This window comes from Bacteroides sp. PHL 2737, assembly GCF_004115325.2.
GTDB classification, from domain to species: Bacteria; Bacteroidota; Bacteroidia; order Bacteroidales; family Bacteroidaceae; genus Bacteroides; species Bacteroides hominis.
The window spans coordinates 612,265-624,274 of the sequence record NZ_CP040630.1; the positions used below are offsets into that span (position 1 = coordinate 612,265).

The 12,010-nt window shown below is 46.3% G+C and carries 7 protein-coding genes; 3 read left to right on the plus strand and 4 right to left on the minus strand.

Going from position 1 to position 12,010, the window contains the following annotated elements:
- Positions 1–26: 26 nt before the first annotated feature.
- Both DBK98_RS02695 and DBK98_RS02700 read right to left on the minus strand, forming a co-directional pair.
- Entirely contained in the window at positions 27–2,711 is a 2,685-nt protein-coding gene (locus tag DBK98_RS02695) for a calcium-translocating P-type ATPase, PMCA-type (RefSeq protein ID WP_032536960.1), read from the minus strand.
- A gap of 63 nt (positions 2,712–2,774) precedes the next feature.
- Entirely contained in the window at positions 2,775–4,448 is a 1,674-nt protein-coding gene (locus tag DBK98_RS02700; protein WP_032530778.1) for an ATP-binding protein, read from the minus strand.
- Between the two features lie 133 nt (positions 4,449–4,581).
- Between DBK98_RS02700 and rd the strand changes: the two genes are divergently transcribed.
- The gene (gene rd / locus DBK98_RS02705; protein ID WP_005781988.1) at positions 4,582–4,743 is read left to right on the plus strand and encodes a rubredoxin; all 162 of its coding nucleotides are present in this window, start codon (positions 4,582–4,584) and stop codon (positions 4,741–4,743) included.
- Positions 4,744–4,854: 111 nt separating this feature from the next.
- Here the strand turns inward: rd and DBK98_RS02710 are convergent, their stop codons facing one another.
- Complete coding sequence (locus tag DBK98_RS02710; RefSeq protein WP_005822290.1) at positions 4,855–6,552, minus strand: Na/Pi cotransporter family protein; 1,698 nt, start codon at positions 6,550–6,552, stop codon at positions 4,855–4,857.
- Between the two features lie 83 nt (positions 6,553–6,635).
- Between DBK98_RS02710 and DBK98_RS02715 the strand changes: the two genes are divergently transcribed.
- Positions 6,636–8,309 (plus strand): nucleoside kinase, encoded by a 1,674-nt coding sequence (locus DBK98_RS02715; RefSeq protein WP_005822293.1) that lies wholly within the window; start codon positions 6,636–6,638, stop codon positions 8,307–8,309.
- Positions 8,310–8,543: 234 nt separating this feature from the next.
- Positions 8,544–10,097: a HAMP domain-containing sensor histidine kinase gene (locus DBK98_RS02720; protein WP_032536959.1), complete on the plus strand. Its 1,554-nt coding sequence runs from the start codon at positions 8,544–8,546 to the stop codon at positions 10,095–10,097.
- Between the two features lie 70 nt (positions 10,098–10,167).
- On the opposite strand, the gene DBK98_RS02725 is transcribed toward DBK98_RS02720, so the two are convergent.
- Positions 10,168–11,994, minus strand: a complete 1,827-nt coding sequence (locus tag DBK98_RS02725; protein WP_032536958.1) for an endonuclease/exonuclease/phosphatase family protein — start codon at positions 11,992–11,994, stop codon at positions 10,168–10,170.
- Positions 11,995–12,010: the final 16 nt, after the last annotated feature.

The window sequence follows — 12,010 nt, forward strand, 5'->3', positions numbered from 1 at the left end:
AAGGATGGGGTGAGACCCCTCTTATTTCATTTCTGAGTTAAACGTTTGACAAAGCGGATCAGTTCACCAATCCATAAGACGAGAGAGGAAGAACCGATGATGATAAGCCATGTTTGCCAGTCAAGCGGCTCTGTACGGAATACAGCCCCACCGAACTGTACAATGAGGAACTGTCCGCCCAGAATAGCCAGTACTATCAGCTCCATACCATATGATTTCGCAAGACCTTTGAATGCTGAGTCGGTAGTGCCAAACACACGGGCGTTGAACAGGTTCCAGAACTGGAGCATCACAAAGAAGGTGAAGAAAACGGTCAACCGCTGTACCGTCATTCCTCCATCGGCATTTGTGAAGTAATATATCATTGCCATCAGCACCACCAGAAAGACTGTACCGACACCGAATATATTTTGCCGCATCGCTTTGCTGATAATAAAATCAGTACTACGGCGTGGTTTATCATTCATAACGCTTTCGCTTGGCGGAATAGAGGCCAGAGCTAATGCGGCAAACGTATCCATAATGAGGTTTACCCATAACATTTGAGTAACAGTCAGCGGCAACTCCGTTCCTACAATAGAACCGAGCAATACGATGAGAAGTGCCACAAAGTTAATGGTCAACTGGAATACAATGAAACGCTGGATGTTCTTGTACAGCGAACGCCCCCACATCACGGCGGTTCCGATACTGTTGAAAGAATCATCGAGTAAGGTGATATCACTGGCCTCTTTGGCTACGGAAGTTCCGGTACCCATTGAAAGTCCCACCTGTGCATGATTAAGTGCCGGGGCATCATTGGTTCCGTCACCGGTCACAGCTACTACGGCTCCTTTCTGCTGGAGCAACTGCACCAGGCGCTGCTTGTCGGTAGGACGGGCGCGAGACATGATTTTCAGATCCATCACTCTATTCAGGGCTTCTTCATCGCTCAGTTCGGCGAAAGCAACTCCCGTTATACGGTTACGCTCCGTATCTTCCGGTTTCCACAATCCGATCTGGCGTGCAATCTCAGTTGCTGTGCCCGGAGTATCTCCGGTAACAATCTTAATACCGATACCTGCCGACTGGCACTTAGCCACCGCTACGGGTACATCGGGGCGTATAGGATCGGAAATAGCAACCACACCAAGGAAGTTCAAGTTGTTTTCCGACACAAGGGCCACACAATCGTCCGGTTCGTTGTCCTCTACTATGCGGAATGCAAAACCAAGTGTACGCATAGCCATATTCTGATAACTCAGCAACTGCGCTTCGACAGTGGAACGGTATTCCACACTATCCACACGACGACCGTCAAGAATCACCTCTTTGCATTTGCCAAGCACAATCTCAGGCGCACCTTTTATATATAGCACTTTCTTGCCTATCAGCGGAGACTTCACCAAAGTAGCCATAAACTTACGCTCGGTAGAGAACGTCAATTGGTCGAGTACCTGCGCCCTTTCTCTGAGTTCAAGATAGTTACGGTTCTGACCGTTCAGCCACAACAACAAAGCAACCTCAGTAGGATTGCCCACCCCTTTTGGCTTTTCTCCCTCTCCCGTCTCTTCAAGAAAAGCAGTCGAGTTAGCACTGATTCCCTCTGCTATCAATTTGCTGATATTGTCATCTGCCAGCTTCCCGCCATCCTTCAAACCATAGAAGTTAGGCTCGTGCACCTGCATCAGGTTCTGCGTCAACGTACCGGTCTTATCTGTACAAATCACGGTAATGGCTCCCATCGTTTCGCAAGCGTGCATCTTACGAACCAGATTATTGGTGGCAAGCATACGGCGCATATTCAGGGCCAGACTGAGCGTTACGCTCATAGGTAACCCTTCGGGGACGGCGACCACAATCAAGGTGACTGCCATCATGAAGTATTTCAGGGTACGCTCCAACACCGGCAACCAGTCATACCAGCCATTCAAAGCTCCAAAATCAAAATAGAGTACTACATCTTTTATAAAGAAAATAAGGAAAGCAAGCCCCGCTACGGTAAAACCGATTTTACCTATCAGGTTAGCCAGCTTAGTCAACTGGATATTAAGGGGCGTAGGTTCCGTGCTCTGCTCCGTACTCTGACGTGCCACTTTCCCAATCTCCGTGGCATCTCCCACACGAAGTACTTTCATCGATCCGTGACCGTCGACCACAGTCGTGCCACGCATCACCAGATTGGAGGCATACGTAGCTTCTTCATCAAAATCCGCCTCTACCGTTGTTTTATTAATTACCGGCTCTCCGGTCAGGTTCGATTCATTCACCTGTAAGGAGATGGCTTCTATCAGTTCTCCATCGGCAGGGATCTCCTCACCGGTTTCCAGTACCACAATATCACCGACTACCACATCCTTACGGGGAATCTCCTGAATGCGCCCATTACGAATCACCTTTACCAAAGTCTCTTCATTGACAGCATTCAGCAAATCAAACTTTTTGTTCGCATCATATTCAAAATAGAAACCAATGCCGGTTGCCAGCAGGATAGCAGCTATGATACCGATGGTTTCAGCATATTCATTCTCAATAATCGAGATGATAAGGGAGAACACAGCCGCAACGAGTAATACCCGTACAACAGGATCTTCAAATTTTTCCAGATAGAGTTTGAGGAGAGAAGGACGCTTGGGTGGCGTCAGCAGGTTAACACCATGTTTCTCCCGGCTTTGGAGGACTTCTTGATCAGTAAGGCCCAAATGAAAATAATCGTCGTTCTTTGCAGTCATGCAGATACATACATTAAATTAGAGGTTGCAAAAATACAACATAAATCCGGTATAGAATGTTTCTTAAATCTTTTTTAAGGATTCCAGTTTTCCCAACAAGATTCTCGATGAAATAGGCTTCGTCAGGAAATCGGTAAAGCCACTCTGCATAATCTTTTGGCGGTCTTCTTCGTAAGCAAAAGCTGTGAGAGCAATGATAGGCACAGTAGCCGACATTTGCCGGATAGCCTCCGTAGCTTCATAACCGTTCACCTCGGGCATACGAATATCCATCAAGATGATATCGGGCTGGTTTTTCAGGAAAAGGGAAATGGCTTCTTCACCATTATGTGCCCAATAGAGTTCGTAACGGGAAGCAAGGATAGCTTCACAAAGGCGATAATTATCTTCCATATCTTCTGCCACCAATACTGTCAGTTTCTTATCACCGTTTACCCCCGCGGCAGGAACCGACACAACAGAAGACGGTCTCTCCTGTTCTTTTTCAATAATTACCTTAGGTTTGATATCCGAATGTTCGGGCAAGGTAAACCAGAAAGTACTCCCCTGGCCTACCACCGATTCAGCTCCGATTTCCCCACCCAGTTTATTCACAATCGTCTTACAGATGGAAAGTCCCAGCCCGGTGCCGTTTTTATCACTCTGCAGACGTACGAAACGGTCGAATACACCTCCCAGCTTATCTGCTGAAATGCCCGAACCGGTATCGGTGACATAAAACCGAAGTCCATTCTCGCAAGGCTTATATCCGATACGAATGCTGCCTTCTGTGGTAAACTTGATTGCATTAGAAACAAAATTGGATACAACCTGGGCGATACGGTTCCGGTCGGAATGAACCATGCATGAGGGTAATCCGGCCTCGGTAATTATCTGTACAGGCGAATCATAACCGATCTTCATGTGGAACAACTGTTCCAGATCGGCCAGCAGCAGGTTGATGTCTACGTCGGAATACACAAACTCTAATGTACCAGCCTCAATCTTCGATAAATCGAGAATGTCATTCACCAATTGCAATAGGAGTTCACTATTCGTATGGAGTATTTCCAGATATTTCTGCTTTTCCTTTTCCTCGGTGGCAGCAGCCAGCAGTTCGGAGAAACCGACGATGGCATTCAATGGAGTACGGATCTCATGGCTCATGTTGGCAAGGAAGGCTGACTTGGAACGATCGGCGTTTTCGGCTTTCTCCTTAGCCTCGGCCAGCGCCTCTTCCGTATGTTTGATGGAAGTGATGTCATGCACCGTCAGTACCATACGGTCTTCACCATCCAGAGTCATAAAAACTCCCGAAATCATTACGTTGCATTTTATAAATTCATCTTCGCCTATGGCAATATTCAGTGAAGACTGCAGATCGGTAAACTCGCTCTTCTGACGAAAAGCAGCCCCGATAGCCCCTCTTACAGGACATTCCTGACAAAAAGCATGGGTTCCGCATCCTCCCTTGGCAGACAATGCATTCTGACATTGCAATAAATCACCGACGCGCTTTTCTTTACCATCAGGATTGAGGTGAGTCAAATCATAATAATTTGTTTTCAGGACTTTAAAATCAGAATCGATAACAAGGACATAAGCATGAATATGCGTTAGGATAGCATCAAACAAGCGATTTACATTCTCCAGTTTCCGGTCTGATGCAGATTGCATAAACTTACGTTTTCTTCTTTCCCACAGAAATGCTCCCAGAAAAGAGACACATACCCCTATTAATACAATCTGCCACATCATAATTTATAACTGCTTGATTAATGCTTTGTTGTTATGGCAAAGGTAGTGTTTTATTAACCAAAAAGAAAAAATAAGTGAACAATATATCCAATCCTTTTGTTATATTTGCATAAACTTAAAAAAAAGAGACGACATGAAGTACATTTGCACCGTTTGTGATTATATTTACGATCCGGAGACAGGTGATCCGGAAAGCGGAATCGAACCAGGAACACAGTTTGAAGATATCCCTGATGATTGGGTATGCCCCCTTTGTGGAGTTGGGAAAGAAGATTTCGAACCGTATAATGGATAACTTATAAACAACGGACGTTTTTGAACGATGAACAATAAACGATGAACCGTAAGTGTACCAATCACACTTTATTCATCATTTATCGTTCATCGTTCACGGTTCATCGACCTGTTAAGATGCTTTCTTTTCCTTTACGTCACTGCTTGCTTCCACTACATTTACCACATAGTCACCAAGCTTCTCGCATTCGGCAATAATATCCATATAATAAACACCCATCTGATAATCATATTCTTTATTGTTCACATCCAGAATGTTCTGATTCTTCAGTTGATTACGATAGTTATTTATTTCATTTTCAATATTGAACGACTTATTGACATCGATACTCTGATGCTCGGGTTTCTCAACCACGACAATCATTTGTGACAGGGCATCGTTCGTCAGCTTCATCATGAAGTGAATGTGTTCATACTGTTTCTCTGTAAAATCCTGATTGGTCTGACGCTTTCGGCTGATGGTACGTGCCAGGTTATAACAACTGTCGCCAATGCTTTCAATCTCAGTCACCTCACGAAGCATGGCACGTATCTGAAGCTTACTTTCCGAACTTAATCGTCCCTCGGACACTTGATTCAAGTAATTGGCTATCTCCAACTCCATATTATCGCTGATATTCTCATACTTTTCAATCCGGCTGAATAATTTATTGAAGTCGTCATCTTTTTCCGTATGCAGCAGATCCTGCACCATGCCGAACATACGGTGAATACGTTCGGAGAACAAATGGATTTCCTTGCGGGCCTGAAGTATTGAAAGTTCGGCCGTGGAAAGCATGCCACCGGTAATGAAACGCAAACGTGGCTCTTCGTCTTCTTCTTTCGGACGAATAATGGCACACACGGTACGTTCAATCAGTTTCACTCCCCAAATCAGCAGGCAGACGTTACATATATTAAAGATAGAGTGGAAAGCAGACAACTTATAAGAAATGGCTACTTCGGCACTTCCCGGATGGAAGAAACTATCCACCACCCAATTGACAAATACCATAAAGGGATGAAAAATAATCAATACCCAGATCACACCGAAAACGTTGAAAACGAAATGGGCCAAAGCAGCTCGTTTCGCTTGCGAATTGGCTGTCAGGGCAGCCAGGTTTGCTGTAATCGTGGTTCCGATATTCTCACCCAGCACCAATGCAGCACCAAGCTCCAGGCTAATCCATCCGTTGGCGCACATAATTAAAGTAATAGCCATCGTTGCGGCAGACGCCTGAACGATCATTGTGAGAATAGTACCGATAAATAGAAAGAGCAGAACGGAGAAGAATCCCATATCGGTATAGTTCTGCACGAAAGCAAGCATTTCCGGATTAGCATTCAGGTCGGGCGCGTTTGCTTTAAGATACGAAAGCCCCATAAAGAGGAAAGAAAAACCAAAAATGAATTCACCGACAGACTTACGGTTACTTTTACCGGAAAAGATAAGGGGAAGGGCAATGGCTAACAGAGGGAGGGCAAAAGCAGCCATATCAACTTTAAACCCAAAAATGGAAATGATCCAGGCGGTGACTGTCGTACCGATATTGGCACCCATTATCACACTAATGGACTCGGCCAAAGTCAGCAAACCGGCATTTACAAAACTGACCACCATCACCGTCGTTGCCGAAGAAGACTGGATAAGGGCGGTGATCAACACTCCTGTTAAAACTCCCGTTACCCGGTTCGTGGTCATTGCTGTCAGGATTCCTCGCAATCTGTCACCTGCGACTTTCTGTAAGCCCTCGCTCATGATTTTCATTCCATAAAGAAAAAGTCCTAATGAGCCAATGAGCTTTAAAAAATCATAAAAAGAATATTCCATCTATAATTATTTTAGTGGTTGTTTGTCTTCTTAGCAATTATGTGATATATTTATCCGTACTATTCACCCCTAAACGACGTGAAATGAAACAGATGTTACAAATATATTGCAAAAATAATAATATTTCTAAAGAATTCCCTATTGGAAGCTCACTTTTGGATATTTATTACGGTTTCAATCTTAATTTTCCTTATCAGGTAGTCAGTGCCAAAGTAAATAATCGTTCTGAAGGACTCAACTTTCGTGTATATAACAATAAGGATGTAGAGTTTCTGGATGTAAGAGATTCTTCGGGGATGCGTACATATGTACGTTCTCTTTGTTTTGTACTCTACAAGGCAGTCAGCGAACTCTTTCCGAATGGCAAACTTTTTGTAGAGCACCCCGTATCCAAGGGATACTTCTGCAATTTGCGCATCGGCCGGGCCATCACTCTGGAGGATGTGTCGCAAATAAAGAAACGCATGCAGGAAATCATTACGGAGAATATCACTTACCACCGTATCGAATGCCACACCACTGAAGCCGTACGTGTATTCAGCGAGCGGGGCATGAATGACAAAGTGAAACTGCTTGAGTCTTCCGGCTCCATCTATACCTATTATTATACTTTGGGTGGCACTGCGGACTATTATTATGGTAATTTACTCCCAAGTACGGGATTTATTCATCTGTTCGACCTCGTTAAGTACTACGACGGGCTGTTACTGCGTATTCCCAACAAAGAAAACCCGACCGTACTGGAAGAGGTAGTGAAACAAGAGAAGATGCTCGATGTCTTCAAAGAGCATTTGCGCTGGAACTACATTATGGGGCTGAACAATGTGGGAGATTTCAACATAGCCTGTGAAGAAGGACATGCCACCGACCTGATAAATGTGGCAGAAGCACTGCAGGAAAAGAAAATAGCACAAATAGCCGACAGCATCTTCCACCGGGGAGAAAACGGGAACCGTGTAAAACTGGTATTGATCTCCGGACCGTCATCATCCGGCAAAACCACCTTCAGCAAGCGGCTCTCCATCCAGCTGATGACAAACGGGTTAAAGCCTTATCCCATCTCACTGGACAACTACTTTGTAGACCGGGAAGAAACTCCATTGGATGAAAACGGCAATTATGATTATGAATCGCTCTATGCCCTCGACCTGGAATTATTCAATGCGCAACTGCAAGCTCTGCTGCGTGGTGAGGAAGTAGAACTGCCCCGCTACAACTTCATGCTGGGAAAGAAAGAATATAAAGGCGACAAACTGCGGATTGACGAACATACGGTATTGATTCTTGAAGGGATTCATGCCCTGAACCCGGAACTCACTCCGCAAATCCCGGCAGAGAATAAATATAAAATCTATGTATCTGCTCTGACAACCATCTCCCTGGACGACCATAACTGGATTCCGACCACGGACAACCGGCTTTTGCGCCGCATTATCCGTGACTTCAACTATCGTGGCTATTCTGCGCAGGAAACCATTTCGCGCTGGCCCAGCGTGCGTGCCGGAGAAGACAAGTGGATTTTCCCTTATCAGGAGAATGCCGACGTGATGTTCAACTCCGCCCTGTTATTTGAATTTGCCGTGCTCCGCTGCCATGCCGAACCCATCTTGACCAGCGTGCCACGTAACTGCCCGGAATATGCCGAAGCATACCGGCTACTGAAGTTTATCAAATATTTCACTCCGGTACAGGATAAGGAGATTCCTCCGACCTCACTTCTTAGAGAGTTCCTGGGAGGAAGCAGCTTCAAATATTAAAAAGACACATCCTTATGTTTTTCAGACATAGACTTTACAAATAAAACTCCGAAAGAGAGCATTATTTGTAAAATCTATGCTTGAATTATCAAATACTATCCACTACCCCATCAGCCGGCAATGCCTGTCATAACTCTCAAAGGAAGAATTGAGGAAGAAATGAAAAATAAAAGGGGTAAATGAGAGGTTCTTACAAAGATTTTTTAACTTTGTCACTGTTTAAAACCATATCGTATGAAAATATCGACTTTAATCCTGACCATCCTCGTTTGTTTTAGCACAATCGTCGATGCACAAGGCACACAAAACAGAGCAAATGAACTGATGAAACAAGCGCAAAGCAGTCTGGAACAAAAAGAATATACCAAAGCGCGTTATCTTTTCATCCAAGCCTATGGCGCCTTCGCGGCACAAGAAAACTATCCGAAAGCCGTGGAATGTGGAATTCAGGGAGCTGCTCTTTACCATCGTGAGAATTATTATAAAGAAGCATTCGACCTCTGCAGGGGAATGGAACAGTTAGTCTGGGCGGGCGAACAAAAGGAACAGAAGCAATTCTATCCGTTGCGCTTTCAAATCACTAAAGAGAGATTACAAATGTATATCGGGCTGAAGAATGCCGCACAAGCCAAAGCACAGTTGGACAAACTGGCGGAAACCGCCGGCCAGGCAAAGAACGATTCGTTAAGTGAGAACCTCTTGTACACGCAGGCAAACTATCACTACACTTTCGGCCAAAACGCACAAGGAGATGCCTGCTTCCGGAAATTGATCAATCAATACAAAGCCCAGAAGAACTACGAAAAGGTAAACGAATGCTATAAGAACCTGATTGCCATCGGCCGTAAGTCAAACAATGCTTCATTGGTGGCCCGTACGTACGAGAACTTCATTGTCTGGACCGACTCGGTGAAAGCGCTGACAGCACAAGATGAACTGAACGTGTTGAAACGCAAATATGACGAAAGCCAGCAGATCATTCAGGAAAAAGACGATACGCTGTCCGGAAAACAGTATATGATTGTCGGGCTATGTACGCTTGTCGTCATCCTGATAGCCGGACTAATCTTCGTTGCCATCGTGCTGCTCCGCTTCATTGCCGGAAACCGCAAACTGAAGAAGAGCGTACAGATAGCCAATGAACACAACGAACTGAAAACAAAGTTCATCCAGAACATCTCCGCACAAATGGAACCAACGCTGGATACACTGGCCGCTTCTGCTGCCGAACTATCGGGCAAGGCGCCCCAACAGGCACAACAGATGCAGGGACAGGTAGCTGCCCTGAAGAAGTTCAGTAACGACATACAGGAACTTTCTACACTGGAGAACTCCCTGACCGAGCCTTACGAGATGAAGGAGATCAACGTAAATACTTTCTGCGAAGCTACCATGGATAAGGTGAAAGAGCTGGTACAGCCTGAAGTGTCGACTGTAGTGAATGCCGCCAAACTACAGATCAAGACCAACCCGGAACAACTGGAACGGATACTGATTCACCTGCTGAAGAACGCGGCGGAATATACCGAAAGCGGAAAGATCTTCCTCGACTTCAAGAAGAGAGGCGCGCATACGCATCAGTTCATCATCTCGGATACCGGTGCGGGCATTCCTGCCGAAAAACAAGAGAACCTGTTCAAACCTTTCACGGAGATTAAAGACCTGACGGAAGGAGACGGACTGGGACTGCCTATCTGTGCCCTGATAGCTACCAAGATGAACGGAAGCCTGACATTGGACACAAGCTACACCAAAGGAAGCCGGTTCGTACTCGAGCTGCACACATAATAAAAAAACAACAGAGGGCTGCATCGAAAGCCCTCTGTTGTTTTTACGCCTATCGAACCGGAGCCTGTCATTAAACTGTAAGTTCCAGCAACACTTCTCCTTGGGTGTTGAGTACCTTCACTTTAAGCACATCTTTCTTTTTCTCGATCACCATCACCGTTGCGCTTTTCATACTATAACCACCACCGATAATGACCGGGAAGTTATTGCCAAGACTGCCTTTGGGGTGATAAGCGTACTCATGTGTATGCGCATTCAGACAGACATTGAAGGGAGCTTTCTCCAGGAGTTTCCCCCAAAGTCCCGAACACAGGTTCTCGTAATCATTGCCATAAAGCGGGATGTGATGAATCAGAATCCGCTTGCCGGCCTTCCTGAACTCTTTGGAAGCGAGTTCTTTCTTGAGGAATCCCACCTGGTCATTACGCAACTTCGTAAAGTCGTTCAATCCGTAATAGACCCAATGGTCGTCGGGTTTATCTTCACCGCAGTCGAGCATTACGATGCGCGTGTCTCCCCAGTTGAAGGCTCCGTAAGTCTTATCGCCCACATAGTCGAACAGGCTGTGCAGCCCGACCGAATACGCATTCCGGATTTCATGGTTGCCCCGCATGAAGAAAACAGGAACGCGGTCACCCTCCACTCCTTCGGTCAGTTCGCTGATGAAGGCTGTTGCCTGATCGTGGTTGGCGGGATCGTCCACGCAATCACCGTTGAAGACTACGAAATCATAGTCCACCCCCTTGATCTGGCTGCACAACGCCTGAAAGGTTTTTGACTGCTTGTGCAGGTCATTGAAGACGACGGCCGTGAAGCTGTCTCCACCATCGGCCGGCAAGGTAAATTCTTTAAGCTCTGTACGGGCAGTATTACCAAATACTTTTTTGTAAGCCTGGTAAAGCAGAATCTCCTGCGAACAAGCCCGATAGTAATACTTCTGTCCGGGTTGCAAACTGTCGAGGCGAATCTTATGGAGAGTGTTGCCGCAAACGACTTGCCCGTCGAGAAGAGTACGTGCCCGCTTCAGGTTTGAGGGGTCTGTGCCATATTCCACCCAGCAATAAGCCGGCACGTTGGTTTGCCACATTACGGTGATTCCGCCCCCGACCGGGTTTTGCAGATAGGGTTTGGTGCGGCAGATGCGGTCTTCGGGCACTGCCATCCGCACTTCCACCAACAACGGTCGGTGATCGGATGCCAACGGTTCGTCGATAACCCGGGCGGAATTAACAACGAAAGTAGGTTTTTCCTGTTTAAGCGCAATCAGGTAATCCAACGTCTCCTTCGGTTCGGAAGCGGGATAAGTAGGTTGCTTGGGGTTGGAAAGTACCTGGAAGGTATTCTTCAGTTCTTTGATGAAACCGGAACCGGCATCGGAATTGAAGTCGCCGGCAAGGAAGAAGGGCTTTTCGGCAGAAGCAGCAACCGATTTCAGGATCTCGAGCGACTTCATCCGGTCTTCTTCCGTCAGCGAGAGATGTGTGCAGCCAAAGATGTATTCGGGAAACTCGGCAACAATCAGCGTCCGCGCCTCTTCACGTCCCGGCAAAGCAAAGGTTTGCAGGCGCAACGGAGCTTCTTTTGCGAGCAGGCCGATTCCGTATTTTCCCCCGTCATAATCGATGGCAGGAGCGAAGTAGGGATGCAGCTGAGTGCGTTCCGCCAGTTCCCGGAGGACATCCGTCCCATTGCTCCGGGCGGTCATGCTGTCCAGTTCCTGAACAGCAACGACATCCGGACGGGCATTGTTGATCACATTGGCTACGCGCTGGTAGTTGCAGCTATTGTCCATGCCTCTGGCATTGCGGACGTTGTAGGTCATCAGCCGCAGGACATCCCCGGCCTGGGCCGACAGCACAAAGAGTGCAGAGAATAAGAGTAATACAAGTTTTTTCATGGGTCTGTTTGTTTAT

What these genes read in the sequence shown, in the direction of transcription:
- rd (WP_005781988.1), top strand. Translation starts at nt 4,582, where the DNA reads ATGAAGTACATTTGCACCGTTTGTGATTATATTTACGATCCGGAGACA.
- DBK98_RS02700 (WP_032530778.1), bottom strand. Translation starts at nt 4,448, where the DNA reads ATGATGTGGCAGATTGTATTAATAGGGGTATGTGTCTCTTTTCTGGGA.
- DBK98_RS02695 (WP_032536960.1), bottom strand. Translation starts at nt 2,711, where the DNA reads ATGACTGCAAAGAACGACGATTATTTTCATTTGGGCCTTACTGATCAA.
- DBK98_RS02710 (WP_005822290.1), bottom strand. Translation starts at nt 6,552, where the DNA reads ATGGAATATTCTTTTTATGATTTTTTAAAGCTCATTGGCTCATTAGGA.
- DBK98_RS02715 (WP_005822293.1), top strand. Translation starts at nt 6,636, where the DNA reads ATGAAACAGATGTTACAAATATATTGCAAAAATAATAATATTTCTAAA.
- DBK98_RS02725 (WP_032536958.1), bottom strand. Translation starts at nt 11,994, where the DNA reads ATGAAAAAACTTGTATTACTCTTATTCTCTGCACTCTTTGTGCTGTCG.
- DBK98_RS02720 (WP_032536959.1), top strand. Translation starts at nt 8,544, where the DNA reads ATGAAAATATCGACTTTAATCCTGACCATCCTCGTTTGTTTTAGCACA.